Annotated in this window: 18 protein-coding genes; 4 read left to right on the top strand and 14 right to left on the bottom strand. The window is 50.2% G+C overall.

Translation table 11 applies throughout. The features are described from left to right. Positions 1 to 40: 40 nt before the first annotated feature. The 7 genes from chbG to osmE all read right to left on the bottom strand — a co-directional run bounded on the left by chbG (position 41) and on the right by osmE (position 5,919). The gene (gene chbG, locus ACJHYW_RS00655; protein ID WP_061092673.1) at positions 41 to 799 is read right to left on the bottom strand and encodes a chitin disaccharide deacetylase; all 759 of its coding nucleotides are present in this window, start codon (positions 797 to 799) and stop codon (positions 41 to 43) included. A 12-nt stretch (positions 800 to 811) separates the two neighbouring features. Next, positions 812 to 2,164 carry a 6-phospho-beta-glucosidase gene (gene celF, locus ACJHYW_RS00650; protein ID WP_001571521.1) on the bottom strand — a complete coding sequence of 451 codons (1,353 nt, stop codon included), beginning with the start codon at positions 2,162 to 2,164 and terminating at the stop codon, positions 812 to 814. A gap of 104 nt (positions 2,165 to 2,268) precedes the next feature. Beyond that, positions 2,269 to 3,111 (bottom strand): transcriptional regulator ChbR, encoded by an 843-nt coding sequence (gene chbR, locus ACJHYW_RS00645; protein WP_000983653.1) that lies wholly within the window; start codon positions 3,109 to 3,111, stop codon positions 2,269 to 2,271. A gap of 7 nt (positions 3,112 to 3,118) precedes the next feature. Then, positions 3,119 to 3,469, bottom strand: coding sequence for a PTS N,N'-diacetylchitobiose transporter subunit IIA (gene chbA, locus ACJHYW_RS00640; protein WP_000968919.1), 351 nt, complete (start codon positions 3,467 to 3,469; stop codon positions 3,119 to 3,121). Between the two features lie 50 nt (positions 3,470 to 3,519). After that, positions 3,520 to 4,878 carry a PTS N,N'-diacetylchitobiose transporter subunit IIC gene (chbC, locus tag ACJHYW_RS00635; protein WP_000073041.1) on the bottom strand — a complete coding sequence of 453 codons (1,359 nt, stop codon included), beginning with the start codon at positions 4,876 to 4,878 and terminating at the stop codon, positions 3,520 to 3,522. 83 nt (positions 4,879 to 4,961) lie between these two features. Beyond that, positions 4,962 to 5,282, bottom strand: a complete 321-nt coding sequence (gene chbB, locus ACJHYW_RS00630) for a PTS N,N'-diacetylchitobiose transporter subunit IIB (protein WP_000412169.1) — start codon at positions 5,280 to 5,282, stop codon at positions 4,962 to 4,964. A 298-nt stretch (positions 5,283 to 5,580) separates the two neighbouring features. Beyond that, complete coding sequence (gene osmE, locus ACJHYW_RS00625) at positions 5,581 to 5,919, bottom strand: osmotically-inducible lipoprotein OsmE (RefSeq protein ID WP_001039044.1); 339 nt, start codon at positions 5,917 to 5,919, stop codon at positions 5,581 to 5,583. A 201-nt stretch (positions 5,920 to 6,120) separates the two neighbouring features. Between osmE and nadE the strand changes: the two genes are divergently transcribed. Together nadE and cho are read left to right on the top strand one after the other, a co-directional pair. Then, the gene (nadE, locus tag ACJHYW_RS00620) at positions 6,121 to 6,948 is read left to right on the top strand and encodes an ammonia-dependent NAD(+) synthetase (protein ID WP_061092672.1); all 828 of its coding nucleotides are present in this window, start codon (positions 6,121 to 6,123) and stop codon (positions 6,946 to 6,948) included. 229 nt (positions 6,949 to 7,177) lie between these two features. Next, positions 7,178 to 8,065: an excinuclease Cho gene (gene cho / locus ACJHYW_RS00615; RefSeq protein WP_061092671.1), complete on the top strand. Its 888-nt coding sequence runs from the start codon at positions 7,178 to 7,180 to the stop codon at positions 8,063 to 8,065. On the opposite strand, the gene ves is transcribed toward cho, so the two are convergent. From ves to astC, 7 genes are all read right to left on the bottom strand, one after another. Then, positions 8,025 to 8,600: an environmental stress-induced protein Ves gene (gene ves, locus ACJHYW_RS00610; protein ID WP_001361436.1), complete on the bottom strand. Its 576-nt coding sequence runs from the start codon at positions 8,598 to 8,600 to the stop codon at positions 8,025 to 8,027. The two genes, cho and ves, sit on opposite strands and share 41 nt — an antisense overlap. A gap of 202 nt (positions 8,601 to 8,802) precedes the next feature. Then, positions 8,803 to 9,288: an ATP-independent periplasmic protein-refolding chaperone Spy gene (spy, locus tag ACJHYW_RS00605; RefSeq protein ID WP_001228981.1), complete on the bottom strand. Its 486-nt coding sequence runs from the start codon at positions 9,286 to 9,288 to the stop codon at positions 8,803 to 8,805. A gap of 329 nt (positions 9,289 to 9,617) precedes the next feature. Next, on the bottom strand, positions 9,618 to 10,586 hold the full coding sequence (astE, locus tag ACJHYW_RS00600; RefSeq protein WP_000368502.1) for a succinylglutamate desuccinylase: 969 nt from the start codon (positions 10,584 to 10,586) through the stop codon (positions 9,618 to 9,620). Continuing rightward, complete coding sequence (astB, locus tag ACJHYW_RS00595; RefSeq protein ID WP_000994957.1) at positions 10,579 to 11,922, bottom strand: N-succinylarginine dihydrolase; 1,344 nt, start codon at positions 11,920 to 11,922, stop codon at positions 10,579 to 10,581. Before astB ends, astE begins: the two co-directional genes overlap by 8 nt. After that, positions 11,919 to 13,397 carry a succinylglutamate-semialdehyde dehydrogenase gene (gene astD, locus ACJHYW_RS00590; protein ID WP_000177239.1) on the bottom strand — a complete coding sequence of 493 codons (1,479 nt, stop codon included), beginning with the start codon at positions 13,395 to 13,397 and terminating at the stop codon, positions 11,919 to 11,921. Before astD ends, astB begins: the two co-directional genes overlap by 4 nt. After that, entirely contained in the window at positions 13,394 to 14,428 is a 1,035-nt protein-coding gene (astA, locus tag ACJHYW_RS00585; RefSeq protein WP_000989419.1) for an arginine N-succinyltransferase, read from the bottom strand. The genes astD and astA overlap by 4 nt, the downstream gene beginning before the upstream one ends. Further along, positions 14,425 to 15,645 carry a succinylornithine/acetylornithine transaminase gene (gene astC, locus ACJHYW_RS00580; RefSeq protein ID WP_000082010.1) on the bottom strand — a complete coding sequence of 407 codons (1,221 nt, stop codon included), beginning with the start codon at positions 15,643 to 15,645 and terminating at the stop codon, positions 14,425 to 14,427. Before astC ends, astA begins: the two co-directional genes overlap by 4 nt. A gap of 445 nt (positions 15,646 to 16,090) precedes the next feature. Here astC and xthA point away from each other — a divergent pair, with 445 nt between their 5' ends. Beyond that, positions 16,091 to 16,897: an exodeoxyribonuclease III gene (gene xthA / locus ACJHYW_RS00575; RefSeq protein WP_000673910.1), complete on the top strand. Its 807-nt coding sequence runs from the start codon at positions 16,091 to 16,093 to the stop codon at positions 16,895 to 16,897. 166 nt (positions 16,898 to 17,063) lie between these two features. Beyond that, entirely contained in the window at positions 17,064 to 17,774 is a 711-nt protein-coding gene (locus tag ACJHYW_RS00570; RefSeq protein WP_001361435.1) for a TVP38/TMEM64 family protein, read from the top strand. The last annotated feature ends 4 nt before the right edge of the window (positions 17,775 to 17,778 follow it).

The following is a 17,778-nucleotide window of genomic DNA, read 5'->3' as shown; positions in this document are numbered from 1 at the left end:
ATAAGGTCACGCCCCCTGGGGAGTGACCTTACCACCTTACTTACACATCAAGATAACTACCCAACCGATAACCACGCTCAGCAATCGCATATTTCAACGACGCTGAAGTCAGCACATCCAGTTCCGTTAACCGAGGGAAGCAATAAGCACTCTGGCGAATCGTATTATCGACAAACGCCGGATGGCACATCACTTCCAACGAGCGTTCCCCGCGATGGCTGGAATCATCAAGCACTTGCAGGAACAGTGCCTCGCTAATCTCTTCACCATAAAACGCGCTACTGAATCCCTGCGAACTGCGCAGATTAGCCGGTAAATCACCATCGTTAGATAGCGGCTGACGGTCGATGCGCAACGCAATCCCCTCTTCAGCCGCAAACTTTGCCACAATCGGGAAAATCTGCGGGAACATATGCACATGATGATGGCTATCAAGATGCGTAGGTTTGCGTCCAAATAGCTCAATGAAACGCAAATACTGACTGGCAAGCTCCTGAGTAATTTCTTCCAGCGGTAAAGCATCTTCTTCTGCCAACTGCCAGATCCATTTTCCCAGCACACCATCGCGGGTTAACCCAGGCATAGCTGTCAGAGGCTTGCCCATAGTAAGGACAAAGTGCATCCCTATGGCCAGACTCGGTTCATCACGGCTAAACTGCACCGCATGGTCAATAGCCTGCCCATTCACCAGCGCCGTCGTCGACGTGACAATCCCATTGCGACAGGCCTCGATAATGCCGTAGTTCTGACCTTTGCTTAAGCCAAAATCATCGGCATTAACAATCAGTAAGCGTTCCATAATCAGCCTCGGTTAATGTGCTTTTTTAAGCTCTGCGATGCAGTCGGCAAAATTTGGCAACCATTTCTCGTGCGCCAGAATCATCTCGCGTGCCAGCAGCTCAGCATCGCGATCGGAATGCACCAACGGACTAAGGTTTAGGGCCAGTAACACATCGTTAAACTCTCCGCTAAGTGCGGCGTTGCTGGCAGCAATCTCGAAGCCTTTAATGGTGTGAATCAGCCCCATCACTTTATCATCGAAATGCGTAATGCGCGGATGTGGCGTCGCGCCATCGCGCCCCAGCGTACAGGTCATTTCTACCGCCCAGTCTGCCGGAATATTATCAATATGCCCATGATGCGGGATATTAACGTAATGTTCAGCTTGCTTGTCGTTGTAGATAGCGTTGATCACTTCGCACGCTGCATCAGAGTAATAAGCCCCACCGCGCTGTTCCAGTTCTTTCGGCTTAACTTTCAACTCCGGGTTTTTATATAGCTCAAAAAGTTGTTTCTCGACTTTCTGTACTACCTGCGCTCGTGCGCCGCCTTTGTAGTATTCGCCCATTTCAATAGCCAGCATCTCTTTTTGCTTGAAGTAATAAAGCAAATAAGAACACGGCAACAGATTCAGAGAACGAATTAAGCCTTCGCTAAATGGCAGATCGAAAATATTTTTAACGCCAGATGCTTTTAACTGCCCGGATGCCACACCATCAAGCAATTCGGCAAAGCGTGATTTGCCATTTACCAGCACATCTTTAATGAACACCATATGGTTGAGGCCGAACAGATCGATAGATAAATCATCGCTGTCTTTCAGCATCAGAACATCGCGAATAAACATCTTCATGCCTATCGGAATATTACACACGCCGATAAAGCGTTTAAATCCGGTATGACGATAAACGGCTTCAGTGACCATTCCCGCCGGGTTAGTGAAGTTAATCACCCATGCATTCGGACAAAGTTCTTCGACATCTTTTACGATGTCAAAAATCACCGGAATGGTACGCAGACCTTTAAACAGACCGCCCGCGCCGTTAGTTTCCTGACCAAGATAACCATGACTTAATGGAATACGTTCATCCAGTTCGCGCGCCGGTAATTGGCCTACGCGCAGTTGGGTAGTAACGAAATCAGCATCTTTCAATGCTTCGCGGCGATCCAGCGTTTTATAAAGCTTCATCGGGACGCCAGCGTTATCAATCATCCGTTGGCAGAGATCAAAAATAATATCCAGTTTCTCTTTACCATCTTCGACATCCACCAGCCATAATTCGCTGACCGGCAATTCGTGATAACGCTTAATAAATCCTTCCAGTAACTCCGGGGTATAGCTGCTCCCGCCACCAATAGTGACGACTTTTAATTTCTGGCTCATAATTTCTCCCTTCAGTACAGAATACTGATATCTGGCATATCTGCCCCCCCGGACATAAATAATCCAGCAACAGGACAGATATGTGAATTGTCAGGTATAACGACTTACTGATTAAATTCAGTCAATTTCTTACGATAGCTCTTAGGCGTAAAGGACGTTAATTTCTTAAACGTTTTAATAAACAAACTCGGGCTACTATAACCGGCCTCAAACGCAATATCCGTCACTGAATAGTTGGTCATTTCCAGTTGTTTTTTGGCAAAATTAATACGGATTTCATTAATAATCTGCATTGGCGTTTTGCCATAATATCGTTGAGTCGCTCGCGTCAAATATTCCTGTGATTTGGCTGACAACGTCACCATATTCTCCAGCGCCGATTCACTAAACTGCTCTTTATCATGCATCTTTTCTACCGTACTTTTCAGCCACTGCGGTACATCATCAATCACCTGTTCTTCGCGGTAATGACGTAAACGGTTAATGACATAAAAAGTAACCATCTCAACAAACTCTTCCAGCCCTGTTTCGCGGAAATTCAATGAAGAAATCACTGTTTCCACATAGGTGAGAAAAGCGTTATTGGTCCGGTATACCTGCGAAGCTACAAAGCAATAAGGCAACAACGGCAGGTAATGCTGCTCAAAAAAGCGTTTACTGATCCCAACGTTCAATATGCGCGTGGCACCAAACTCATAAAAACTTTGATGGTGCGAACCTAACGGAATAAAAACAAAATCGCCCCGTTCCAGTAACACGCGCTTACCGTTAATCTCCTGGAAATAACGCCCGGTTAATACCAGAGTAAATTCATAATAGTCGTGCTGATGCAGTCCGCTGATACTCTCAGTTTTGTTATAGATAAACACATGGAAATTTTTGCCATTAAACAACTGCTGTTCTCGGGCGGTGGCAATTTCCGGCGCGTTAATCACTGGCTGCATCATCGACTCCTTATGCCTTCAGTTTTTCATGAAGCTCAATTAATTCAGTAATCAGTTCACGCGCAAGCATGGACGTCATTAAATGATCCTGAGCGTGGACCAGCACCAGACTCACTTTCATCTTACCTTCGCCCGCATCGCCTTCAATCAGTTTCGTCTGTACCAGATGCGCTTCATTCAATGCCATCCGTGACTGATCCATCATGGCTTTTGCTGCGGCAAAATCGCCCTGCTTCGCCTGTTTCAGTGCCGCATACGCCAGGCTGCGCGCTTGTCCGGAGTTGATGATAAGCCCCATCACCACTTCTTCCAGCTCTTCAGCTTCTGTTTGCGTATCGGGAATGTTATCGAGATCCATCATACATCGTTCCTCTCTTTTCTTACCGGCACGATTACCCGTACCGGCATCGATTAAAATTTCAGGGCGTTAGCGATATCTTCTTCGCTCTCTTCTTTATCAATCGCGTTTTGTGCTTTGTTAGCGACCACAACAAAGGGCAGATAAATTAACGTTGCGATACCAAGGTTGAAGAGTGCAACCAGCAATGCGGCGACGCTACCGTTGGTGTTAAAGAAGGCTCCCAGACCGGTTGGCATGGTCCACGGTGCAATATTGGTCACCGGAGGAATAATGCCCATGTAGTACGCTGCCAGGGTGATTGCCGCCAGAATCGGTTGTACCAGTACAAACGGGATAAACATCACCGGGTTCATGATAATTGGCAGACCAAACAGAATCGGTTCGTTAATCTGGAAGATGCCGGACGGCAGCGCCAGTTTTGCCACCTGACGATAATCAGCACGGCGAGAGGCGATAAAGATAGCCAGGATCAGACCTAAAGTCGCACCACTGCCCCCAAGGAAAATAAAGGAGTCCAGCATCGGCTTGGCCCAGATATGGAAGGTCTTACCGGCTGCCAGCGCCGCTTCGACGGAACCATATTGCTGATAGGTCGCGATATTTTCCAGCGCCCACGGCGTCATAATGCCGTTGTCCAGTGCGGTCAGCGCCAGCGCACCATGAATACCGAAGAACCAGAGCAGTGGAACAAAGATCACATAGGCCCAGCCCACCACGCTACCCAACGATGCCAGTGGGGTTGAGATGGTATCCATAATGATCTGATGGAAGTTGGTGCCCCAGGTATTCAACGCCCAGGCAATAATCCCCATCACGGAAAGAATAATAAAGCCGGGAATTAAAGCCGAGAAGGAACGCGATACTGAAGCAGGTACGCTATCGGGCAATTTAATGACCCAATTGCGGCGGACAATAAAGGTAAACATTTCTGCCACCACCAGGCCAATAATAATCCCGGAGATGATATTCGCCCCACCTAACCAGTTTGCGCCAACCGCATAGGCCTCACCGACACTATATGGGGTGACGGTCATAAATGCTGCAACGGATAACAACCCAGCCGCCAGCGCATCGACTTTACGCTCTTCTGCCAGCGCCATGCCAATAAAGAACGGTGCCATTAAAGACATTATCCCTAATGTTCCGTTATATACGTTGCCGCCAATACCTTTCAGACCATTAAGTGTTTCAATGGTTGAGGCATCCAGGCGAATACCTAAGGAATAAAAAAACGACCCCTCCCCAAAGCTTAGAAAAACGTTGTTAATTAATACAAACATGGCCCCCGCAAGGGTTAACGGCATTAAGCGAATAAAGCCATTTTTGATTGCATTAACGTGTGGCTGCTTTCCTATTTTAACTGCAAAAGGGAGGAGTACCTTTTCAAGCGATGCAATAACATTACTCATAGAAAAATACCCTTAAAAACCGCAATTTAAATATTGCGGTATTGATTTATGAAATAACTCTTTGACGGGAAAATTTAAAAAAATTAATTTGCTGCGGCTTTTTTAATCGCTGCAACCGCAGCCTTAAGCACGCCTAAACCATCGACTTTGCCATAAAGCAACGAGTCAATTACTTCAACCGGTTTGTTGGGTAACAAACGCTGGATTTCGGGCAACATATAAGCAATCTGCGGCCCTAATAACACGACATCGGCATTCTGACCTTTTTCACCAGCCAGTGTTTCCGGAAATGCTTCAATAATGACCGGAACTTCATATTTTTCTGCCTGTGCGCGCATTTTTGATACCAGTAAAGAGGTAGACATGCCCGCAGAACAAAACAGATAAATGTGTTTCTTTTCCATAAAACTGCCCTCATCGACGATTATCTGTAAGCCAGACACTCCGCAAGCCTTAACCTGCTTCCATGCTCTGGGTAACTTGCGAAACCAACATGACTTTTTTTGTGGCTGAAAGGAGTATACGGTATAGACCTGAGCAATAGTATTTCTTTGACCTTATAAATTGTCTCTCCTTGACCTGCGGTTATGACCCTCTTCACATTTCGGGCAAATAATTCGCGAAGATAATTAAGAACTCAGGCCAAAAAAAACCGGCGCAATGGCCGGTTTCCGTTGTAACTCAAGCTTTCAGGCGAAGTGATTACTTCGCAGCCTGTGGATCAGTGTCGTATTCAGCACAGGTCTGATAACCGGAGTTGATGACATGTCCGGTATCATCTAACGCGACAAAGTAGGTTTCTGCTTTACCATCACGTTGACCCAGGATGTAGGTCTGGCAAGTACCACGAGCATGGATCATGCTCACTTCAGACGAAGGTTTACCCGCAATTTGTGCAACCTGCGCCCGGCTCATGCCTTTTTTGACGTCTTTCACCACAGGCTGTACAAACTGGTCTTTGGTACGATCATAAGCCGTACAACCCGCCAGCATGGTTAATACCGCCGCTGCACTCAGAATTCCTGCCATATTCTTGTTCATATTCCGTCCTCTTGTTTATCAGCGTGTTAGATAAGCCTGGAATACATTGGGCGCTTTTTCAAGCCCGTGAACGAAACGGCTCCGCTTTCAGAGGATTCCTGTATGACGTTTTAACCACCATTCAGCCCGCTGTCGCTTGTCGTTTCAGTAGCAACGGGTTAGCTTTAAGGAAGTTTTGTCTTTTCTGTCTGGAGGGGTTCAATGACATTGCAACAACAAATAATAAAGGCGCTGGGCGCAAAACCGCAGATTAATGCTGAAGAGGAAATTCGTCGTAGTGTCGATTTTCTGAAAAGCTACCTGCAAACTTATCCGTTCATTAAATCACTGGTGCTAGGGATCAGCGGCGGTCAGGACTCCACGCTTGCCGGTAAGCTGTGCCAGATGGCGATTAATGAGCTGCGCCAGGAAACCGGCAACGAATCACTGCAATTTATTGCCGTACGCCTGCCCTATGGTGTTCAGGCCGACGAACAAGATTGCCAGGATGCCATTGCCTTTATTCAACCGGATCGCGTATTAACCGTTAATGTCAAGGGCGCGGTATTGGCCAGCGAACAGGCGCTGCGCGAAGCGGGTATTGAATTAAGTGATTTTGTCCGTGGCAATGAAAAAGCGCGTGAGCGGATGAAAGCACAATATAGCATTGCGGGTATGACCAGCGGTGTCGTGGTGGGCACCGATCATGCAGCAGAAGCCATTACCGGATTCTTCACTAAATATGGTGACGGCGGTACAGACATTAATCCACTGTATCGTCTCAACAAACGTCAGGGTAAACAGTTACTGGCAGCATTAGGTTGCCCGGAACACCTTTATAAGAAAGCGCCAACTGCCGATCTGGAAGATGATCGCCCTTCTCTGCCAGATGAAGTGGCACTCGGCGTGACCTATGACAATATCGACGACTATCTGGAAGGGAAAAACCTACCTGAACAGGTCGCCAGAACAATAGAGAACTGGTATCTGAAAACCGAACATAAACGCCGTCCGCCAATTACCGTTTTCGATGATTTCTGGAAGAAGTAATAATTTGCACATATTGGTTTGTGCGAAAAAGAGTACTTTGTTCACGCCGGATGCGGCGTGAACGCCTTATTCGACCTACAAAACTATGCAAATTCAATATATTGCATGAGTCGAATAGGACTGACAGGCGTAGCACGTCTCACGGTGTAACCTTTGTCATCGCCCCGCCTCTTTTTTAATCGCTCCCCGCCTGTTACACTGGATAGATAACCAGCACTCGGAGTCAACAGTGGTACGGCGTTTAACTTCTCCGCGGCTCGAATTTGAAGCTGCGGCAATTTATGAATATCCCGAACATTTACGTTCATTCCTTAATGACTTACCCACCCGACCAGGGGTGTATCTGTTTCATGGCGAAAGTGACACCATGCCGCTCTATATCGGCAAAAGCATTAACATCCGCAGCCGCGTCCTTTCTCATTTACGTACCCCGGATGAAGCCGCCATGCTACGGCAATCCCGGCGAATTAGCTGGATCTGCACCGCAGGCGAAATCGGCGCTCTGCTCCTTGAAGCGCGATTAATCAAAGAGCAGCAGCCACTGTTTAATAAACGGTTGCGCCGCAATCGCCAGCTCTGCGCCCTGCAATTAAATGAAAAGCGCGTCGATATGGTGTATGCCAAAGAGGTGGATTTTTCACGAGCCCCCAACCTGTTTGGCCTGTTTGCCAATAGGCGCGCAGCTTTGCAAGCATTGCAGACCATCGCTGATGAACAAAAACTTTGTTATGGCCTGTTGGGACTGGAACCGTTAAGCCGCGGTCGTGCTTGTTTTCGTTCAGCGCTTAAACGTTGCGCCGGAGCATGCTGCGGTAAAGAGAGCCATGAGGAACATGCGCTACGCTTGCGCCAGTCTCTGGAGCGTTTGCGGGTGGTGTGTTGGCCTTGGCAAGGGGCGGTGGCGCTGAAAGAACAGCACCCGGAAATGACTCAATATCATATTATTCAAAACTGGCTGTGGCTGGGGGCGGTTAATTCGCTGAAAGAAGCGACAACGTTAATTCGGGCACCCGCCGGGTTTGATCACGACGGTTATAAAATTCTTTGTAAGCCGCTGCTTTCCGGGAACTATGAAATTACTGAACTTGATCCGGTGAATAACCAGCAAGCCAGTTGATTTCACTGAACAACAGTTTACCTTGCGGTTGTAAAAGCCGCAGGGTGTGCCTGCCATCGAACCAGCACGCGCCCTGGTCGGTAGTGAGCAGTTTGTCGCCCAGTTGCCACGCGCCGTTAATTACAAACACCACCCCGCCGCGTGAGCCAAAGGTAGTAAACGTACGTTCGGCAATTCTGACTTTCGCCTTACAGACATCCAGGCGTGTCATGATGTTGAAATCCATCGACATCTGCCCTGCCGTCAGTTTCGCTTTAACCACCTGGTCCGCCGCAAAGGCAAAAGGCTGTAACGGTTTTAAGGTATGGTTAAAGCGGTCTGTGCTTTCAAGGAACATCTCGCCGCCTTCCAGCAACGTCACTATCCTTTCCATACCTGGAAACAAAGAAAACTCCCCATTCGCCGCGATGGATGCAATGCTGGCACGCCAGTAAAAATCACGTTTTGCCGGTGGGAAAGTGCAAATTTCGCGCGTTTCACCGGCAGCGTTTCGCCACAGATTCACCGACATTTTACGCATATCAAAGTATTCCATACCCGCTCCCGGCCCGTTCTTTTCATTGTTATCGTTCAGGTAACCGTGGATGGTTATCGGCAACTCGGGTGATTTACGTTAGTGGCGATCAGGCTTTTTTTGCATCTGTTTGAGAACAAAAAAGAAAACCGCCGATCCTGTCCACCGCATTACTGCAAGGTAGTGGACAAGACCGGCGGTCTTAAGTTTTTTGGCTGAAAGATTATTCAGCAGTTGCAGGCATTTTACCTTTTGCCGCTGGACGTTCTGTCAGACGCTTCTCAAAATTAGCATTAAATTGCTTTTTCTGTTCCGGCGTCAGGATGTTGTAAATCTTGTTCTGGGTTTCCATGTGCGCCAGCATGTTAGCTTTGCGCTGTTCTTCCATTTTTGCGATCTGCGCTTCAGCTTTTGCTTTATCGAAGGTATCGCTGGCAATGATGTCATGCATTGCGCGGCGTTCTTCCAGCGGCGGACGTTTCATCTGGTCACGCTGGCCTTTCATGATTTCGCGGATCTGCTGTTTCTGCGCGTCGGTCAGGTTCAGGTCTTTGAACATCATGTCCTGATGCGGACCGAACTTGCCTTTGTGGTGCATCATCGGCTTCGCGTCAGCCGGTGCTGCGGTAGTGGTGTCTGCGGCATGGGCCAGGTTAGCCGCGCCAAGAGCCAGGGTAGAGGCAACAAACAGTGCAGTTAATTTACGCATATTCTATATCCTTCCTTTCAGTTATTTATTACGGCTTTCTTAAGTAGCGTGCCGTGTTGACGAGATTAACTTTACTGACTTTAGCGTCAATTAATCAGAGCAACGGTAAAACAATGAAAGTGTAAAAAACACTTTTGCGCCAATTATGGAGAAAAAAAGAAAATTTGATGGAGAGTAATGAGAAAATATTACAACACGATGATTTTGCAGAGATTATGAAGAACTATACCGGATGACTGGTGATAAATAAAGCAAATAACCAGGATTAATCTGTATTAATTTATAAGAAAGTAACTTAATACCCGCAGAATGATTTCTGCGGGTAAGTATTAGCTTATTTTTTCGAGCATTAATCCCGCACGTAATCCCAACGCTACCAACGGATTAGGGAATAACACATACTCTACATCATGGGTTACGGTAAAACGTTCCTCCCCGTCCTGCGCCAGCAATGTTCCTTTCTCAAACGGCATAAAATTCAGCGTGTCATTTGCCATATGCATTTCGAAGGACGGCGAGTGGCGAGTAATTTGCGAAACCACCCGATAACGGAGCGGCGGTGTTCTCACGATACCGACACTCTCACCAGATAGCAGCGCAGCAATTGCGCTGGCAGTGACTGCAAACTGGCGAAGATCGTTTTGCCCAAAGGGCAACGCTTTGCCAAGTTCCAGCGTACAGGCCAGCGCGCCAAAATGTCTGGCGCTGAAATGGGTAAACGTACCACCAGGCTCCTGATGGAACACCAGTGCCTCCAGCCCCGCCGCACCCAGCCACGTCAGAAATTTCTCGTCCCAGGGAATGTCGCGTTGCGGTAATACACCGAACTGCGGATGCAAGGAGCCACGAATTGCGGTATGTAGATCAAGGTGCCAGCGCACAGATTCTTTGCCCTGGTCATAAAAATCTTCCAGGCACTGTTCCAGTTCGCGCGCCCGACAGGTTTCCCCGCTTTCAGCAAATAGCTGCCAACGACCGCCAAACATTCGGTTCATATCGCTATGGCAATAACGTTTCCCTTGCTTCAGCGCAGGAGGATTCCCGAGGATCACCAGCAACCGCCAACGTAACGGGATCTCGCCGTGAGATATCGCGCCAAGCAACGCATCCAGCATTTCCACAGGTGCCGTCTCATTACCGTGTATTCCCGCTGAAATCACCAGTGCGCCTTGCGGTGGCGTTAATGGCGTCAGTTCCAGCACGCCATCGCCCAGCCAGCGCCAGCGAACGCCGTTGATTTCTCGCTCGGTGATAACCGGTTTTTTACCCGTTAATGTCAGAGCAAGAAAATTATCCATTGCCCCCTCCCTCGCGCTGGAACGGATAAACCGAACCGAGATTCAGTAATTGGCTCAATACATCCAGTGCTTCCCGCCCTTCGCGCAGCAATTGCGGGTCGGCCAGATCGGCAGCAGTAAGGCGATCGCGGTAGTAACGATCCACCCAGTCATTGAGCGCATTAAACAGCGTATCGTTCATCATCACCGCCGGATTCACTGCCCGGCGTTCTTCTTCTGTCAATACCACGCGCAACCGCAGGCACGCCGGGCCTCCGCCATTCGCCATGCTTTCACGTAAATCAAAGACTTTTAGTTCGCTAATCGGGTTGTCAGCGGCAAGGAGTTCATTGAGATAACCCCATACTCCGGCGTGTTCCCGACACTCCTGAGGCAGCACCAACATCATGGAACCATCATCGCGGCTCAGCAGTTGGCTGTTAAACAGATATGTAGACACCGCATCTGACACGGAAACATGAGTCGCCGGAACTTCTATCGCCATAAAACCGTTCACCCGCGCACGCAGGCTTGCCAGTAACTGTGACTGGCGAGCGAACGCCTGTTGATGGCAAAACAGCACCTGGCGGTTACTCACGGCAATCACGTCATTATGAAAAACGCCCTGGTCGATAACGTCCGGGTTTTGCTGGGCGAAAATCACCTGTTGGGGATTCACCTGATTCAGCCTTGCCACCGCCTCGCTGGCTTCGCGAGTCTGTCGCGCCGGATAACGGGAAGGCCGGGTATCATTGCCCTCTTCTCGCCCGTAGACAAAAAGTTGCATACCCGGTTCACCGTAATGACCGCCGAGACGATTGTGGTTTGCCGCCCCCTCATCACCGAGCAAGGCTACCTGCGGCAACGCCGAATGGACGCTAAATTTCTCTTCGTCGTCAAAAATCGCTTTTAACAGCGATTCGGTGACGGGGGCTTCCAGCGAACGGTGAAATTTATTGTTCAGGTTAGCAACAGTGAGATGCACTTTGCCATCCAGCGTATCGGCGGATGGCGCGATCGTTGCCGCATTGGCTACCCACATTGGCGAAGCGGAACTGACGCTGGAAAGCCAGTGCGGTGCCTGGCGTGCAACTTTTTCCAGTACCTGCTCATCGCTACCACTGAAACCCAACTGACGCAGCACCGGAATAAACGGACGCTCGTGCGGCGGGATCACCGCCTGGGGAAATCCCGCATCGGCAAGGGCTTTCATTTTCAGTAAGCCCTGTTTTGCCGCCAGCCGCGGGTTAGAGATCTGAAAACGGTGACGGGTAGAGGCTTCATTGCCAAACGACAGGCCCGCGTAATGATGCGTCAGCCCTACCAGCCCGTCGAAATTGACTTCCCAGGCGTTCATCGCACCACCTCATCGGAAAAATCCAGCCCGGGGTTAAGCGTGGCGGGCAATGTTAACGAGTCCGACTCCAGGCTCGCCATCGGCCAGGCGCAGTAATCTGCGGCATACCAGGCGCTGGGGCGATGGTTACCGGAAGCGCCAATGCCGCCGAATGGCGCGGTACTGGCAGCGCCGGTAAGCGGTTTGTTCCAGTTAACAATCCCCGCCCGTGCCTCCAGCAACAGTTGATCGAATTTTTCCCGCTCGGGGGAAACCAGACCGCAAGAGAGGCCGAAGCGAGTGTTATTCGCCATTCGAATCGCTTCATCGAAATTGTCATAACGCCAGACGCGCAATAGCGGCCCAAACACTTCTTCATCCGGCACGCCAGTAACGCCTGTCATTTCAATGATCCCCGGCGTCAGCAACGATGTCCCTGCTTGTAATAAGCGCGGCGCAAGCAGGGTTCGTCCGCCCATCGCTTCCAGTTGCTGCCAGGCAGTAACCACCTGCTGTGCGACCTGTTCAGAAATCAGCCCGCCAATAAACGGCTGCGGTTCGTCATCCCAGTTGCCCGGCGTTAACCGCTGGCTGACGGCAACCAGACGAGCAAGAAACGCATCGCCCTGCGCCCCGCTTTTCAGCAATAAACGGCGGGCACAGGTGCAGCGTTGCCCGGCTGTGACAAACGCCGACTGAATGGTCAGATGGACAGCGGCATCGATATCCGCCACCTCAGCGATAATTAGCGGATTATTACCGCCCATCTCAAGGGCGAGAATTTTCTCCGGCTGACCGGAGAGCTGGCGATGCAACTGGTAGCCGGTATTGGCGCTACCGGTAAACAGCAAGCCGTCGAGATCCTCAAGTGCACTCAGCGCCTGACCGGTTTCGCGCCCGCCCTGCACCAGGTTCAGCACGCCCGGCGGCAAGCCAGCCTGCTGCCATAAACGCATTACCGCTTCGCCACTCCACGGTGTCAGTTCGCTGGGTTTAAAGATAATGGTGTTACCTGCCAGCAATGCCGGAACGATATGTCCGTTCGGTAAATGACCGGGGAAATTATACGGCCCAAACACCGCCAGCACGCCGTGTGGACGATGTCGCAGGCTCGCCGCGCCGTCCGGCATTTCGCTACGCTGCTCACCGGTACGAACGTGATACGCCTTAATTGATATCGCGATTTTATTGATCATCGCCGTCACTTCGGTTGCCGCTTCCCAGCGCGGCTTGCCGGTTTCTCTGGCAATAATCGCGGTTAATTCGGCTTTATTGCTTTCCAGCAATCCGGCAAAGCGTTCAACTCTTACCTGACGATCGCCAAAGGAGAGACGCGCCCAGCGCGGAAACGCCGCACGGGCTGCCCGACAAGCCTGCCCGACCTGAGCGGCATCGGCATCATTGCCCTGCCATAACACCTCGCCCGATACCGGATTACGCTTCACACGCGATGCGCCCTGGCCCGTTATCCAGTCACCGTTAATCCATAAAGTCATGCTGTTTTCTCCTCTGCGCACAGGCGCACCAGACGAACGCGATCCCCTGCGTGGCATTTGAGGGCATCCAGTTGTGCGGCGGTTAAAATCAAACGCTCGGTTGCCGGATCGGTACGCACCAGCACCACGCGGAAATGGTGATAATTTTCATTGGCGACCAGGCAGGCCGGAAAATCGCCCTGCGCAGGCTGCCCTTCTGCCACTTCCACCAGCCGACTTTTACGGATGGCGCGCACGCGGTCGATGTCACACTCAAGCGTCGGCCCACCGTCGAAGATGTCGATATAATTACGGTAGCGAAAACCTTCTTTCTCCAGTACCGCACGGGCAGGCGCGGTTTGCGGATGTACCTGACCGATGACGTCCTGTGCTTCCTGGGATAAAAAGTGGGTATAGATCGGATGTTTCGGCATCAGTTCTGCAATAAATGCCTTTTGCCCGGTGCCGCAGAGAAAATCAGCGCGGCTAAAATCCATCGAAAAGAAGCGTTTACCGAGGCTTTGCCAGAACGGTGAATAGCCGTGTTCGTCAATCACCCCGCGCATTTCGGCGACCACTTTGTCATTAAACTTGTCGCGAAAAGCCGCCATAAACATAAAGCGCGATTTCGACAGCAAATAGCCGTTGCCCTCTTTGCGCCAGTCCGGGTCGAGAAACAGCGTGCACAGCTCGCTGCTGCCGGTGTGATCGTTACTGAGAAACAGCGTCGGCAATGCATTATAGACATTCAGCTCTTTTGAGGCGTGAACCAACGTGCCGACGCGATAGTTGTACCAGGGATCGTTCAGCCCAACTGCCACCTCAATGGCACAAATCCCCGCCACTGTGCCTGTCTCGCTATCTTCCAGCACGAACACATAGCCCTGCTCACTTTTGGGCAGTTCGCCTTGCCAGGTTTTGATTGCCCTTTCGATACGCGCCGAAAGCGTGGCTTCATTGGCGGGAAGCGACGTCAGGCCGCCGCCCGTTTTGCTGGCAAGCTGCATCAGCGCCGAGACATCTGAACGCTCAACGGGACGGATGACCATCATGATGAACCTCGGCTAACAAAGTGTTCGCAAGCAGCTGCAAAGCGATCCAGTCCGGTCGTCACCTCTTCTTCGCTGACATTGAGCGCAGGCGCAAAACGCACCACGTTGCCACCCGCAATCAGTACCATCACGCCTGCTTTCGCCGCTTCCTGAGAGATCTGTTTCGCTTGCCCGGCGTAATCGGCATTCAGTACACAGCCAATCAACAAACCTAATCCACGAATTTCACTGAACAAACCGCAGCGGTGATTAACGGTATTAAGACGCTCAACAAACCAGTCGTGACGCTGCTTAACCCCGTTAAGCATCTCTGGCGTGTTAATGAGATCCAGCACTTTGCCCGCCACCGCCGAGGCCAGCGGATTGCCGCCATAGGTGGTGCCATGAGTGCCAACGGTCATCACGCTGGCGCACTCTTCGGTTGCTAACAACGCACCGACCGGGAAACCGCCACCCAGCGCTTTGGCGGTAGTTAACAGATCAGGCGTCACGCCGTAGTGCATATAGGCATACAGTTCCCCGGTGCGCCCGACGCCGGTTTGTACTTCATCAAAAATCAACAGCGCATTGTGGCGGTCACACAATTCACGCAGACCTTGTAAAAACGCGTTGCTGGCTGGCACCACACCGCCTTCGCCCTGGATGGGCTCGACAATCACCGCACAGGTGGCGTCGTCAATCAGCGCGCTAGCAGAGTTAATATCGTTATATGCAGCATGACGAATATCCGGCGGCAGTGGCGCAAAATTCTGTGAATAGGCTGGCTGACCGCCCGCACTGACAGTAAACAGCGTGCGACCATGAAACGCATTTTTGAACGCCACGATGCCGCTCTTATGGCTGCCGTAGCGGTCGTGAGCGAATTTACGCGCCAGTTTTAGGGCCGCTTCGTTGGCTTCCGCACCGGAGTTACAAAAGAAGACGCGATCGGCAAACGTGGCGTCGATCAATTTTTTCGCCAGTCGCAGTACCGGCTCGTTGGTGTAACCGTTGCCGGTATGCCAGAACTTACTCGCCTGTTCGTTCAGCGCCTCACGCAGTTCCGGATGCGCATGGCCCAGCGCGTTCACCGCAATGCCACCCGCGAAGTCGATATACTCTTTCCCCTGCTGATCCCACAAGCGCGAACCTTCGCCACGTACCGGTATAAACGGTGCCGGAGCGTAAACAGGTATCATCCATTCATCAAAGTTTTCACGCGTAATTGGCTGAGACATAGCGACCTCTACAGTAAATAATTCGTTATTTATATGTTAATAATAAGTAATGTTTGCGCTGTAAATGTAGATTGCAGGGTTCGTGCCAGCCAGTGATAAAAGTGCATAAACGGCGGAGGCTAACTGAAAATCAAGGAGTTATAACCACATCATATGCATTTAAAGTGCATATAAAGTGAATACGTTTGCGATGTGGGTGAATAAAAAGAATAAAAAACGCAATGTTATGCAGAAGTAAAATATAATTCTGGAATTGTGATCATTGACGAAATTTACTGGAAATTACTGCGCCATTCTGACGCAGCGCGCACCAAAAGCGGGCATTTTTTGCGCCATCGTTGACATCATTAACAACCATCGATCAAATCACTTAACAACAGGCGGTAAGCAAAGCGAAATTCTGCTACCATCCACGCACTCTTTATCTGAATAAATGGCAGCGACTATGAAATTTGTCTCTTTTAATATCAACGGCCTGCGCGCCAGACCTCACCAGCTTGAAGCCATCGTCGAAAAGCACCAGCCGGATGTGATTGGCCTGCAGGAGACAAAAGTTCATGACGATATGTTTCCACTCGAAGAGGTGGCGAAGCTCGGCTACAACGTGTTTTATCACGGGCAGAAAGGCCATTACGGCGTGGCATTGTTGACCAAAGAGACGCCGATTGCTGTGCGTCGCGGCTTCCCTGACGACGGCGAAGAGGCACAACGGCGAATTATTATGGCGGAAATCCCCTCGCCGCTGGGTAATGTCACCGTGATCAACGGTTACTTCCCACAGGGCGAAAGTCGCGACCATCCGATTAAATTCCCGGCGAAAGCGCAGTTTTATCAGAACCTGCAAAACTATCTCGAAACCGAACTTAAGCGTGAAAATCCGGTGCTGATTATGGGCGATATGAATATCAGTCCTGGCGACCTGGATATTGGCATTGGCGAAGAGAACCGTAAGCGCTGGCTGCGTACCGGAAAATGTTCTTTCCTTCCGGAGGAACGCGAATGGATGGAGAGACTGATGAGCTGGGGGTTGGTCGATACCTTCCGCCATGCGAATCCGCAAACAGCAGATCGTTTCTCATGGTTTGATTACCGCTCAAAAGGTTTTGACGATAACCGTGGTCTGCGCATCGACCTGCTGCTCGCCAGCCAACCGCTGGCAGAATGTTGCGTAGAAACCGGCATCGACTATGAAATCCGCAGCATGGAAAAACCGTCCGATCACGCGCCTGTGTGGGCGACCTTCCGCCGCTAATTTAGCTGCTCTCCTGGCACAAACGGAGTCAGGAGAATTAACCTTGAGAAAAATCAACAAACTGTCAGTAATGATTTGTTGCCTGCCGTCCTTTGTTATACCGTCACAGCGTTTTTAGTTGTCTGACCACTTCTCTATTATCAAGTTTGATATAGGAAACTCCACGATGAACGCTGAGCGTAAATTTCTTTTTGCCTGTCTTATTTTTGCGCTGGTCATTTACGCTATCCACGCTTTCGGTTTATTCGAGCTGCTCACCGATTTACCTCACTTACAGACACTCATTCGCCAGAGCGGATTGTTCGGTTATAGCCTCTATATTCTGTTATTCATCATTGCCACCCTCTTTCTGTTGCCAGGAAGCATACTGGTGATCGCTGGAGGGATAGTTTTTGGCCCGCTCTTAGGGACACTACTATCATTAATTGCCGCCACGCTGGCCTCCTCGTGCTCATTCCTGCTGGCGCGCTGGCTGGGACGTGATTTACTGCTGAAATACGTTGGTCATAGCCATACCTTTCAGTCCATTGAAAAAGGCATTGCGCGTAACGGTATTGATTTTCTTATTCTGACCCGCTTAATCCCGTTGTTTCCTTACAATATTCAAAATTACGCTTACGGATTAACCACAATCGCCTTCTGGCCTTATACCCTTATTTCGGCACTCACGACCCTGCCCGGTATTGTTATTTATACCGTGATGGCAAGCGATCTCGCCAATGAAGGCATTACGCTGCGCTTTATTTTACAACTCTGTCTGGCGGGCCTGGCGCTGTTTATTCTCGTCCAGCTCGCAAAACTCTACGCTCGACACAAACATGTGGATCTGTCTGCTTCTCGCCGCAGCCCACTTTCTCACCCAAAAAATGAAGGATAGAACA

This window comes from Escherichia sp. WS3063 (assembly GCF_046486595.1).
In the GTDB taxonomy this organism is placed as follows: Bacteria; Pseudomonadota; Gammaproteobacteria; order Enterobacterales; family Enterobacteriaceae; genus Escherichia; species Escherichia coli.
This window is presented reverse-complemented; position numbering and strand designations above follow the sequence as displayed.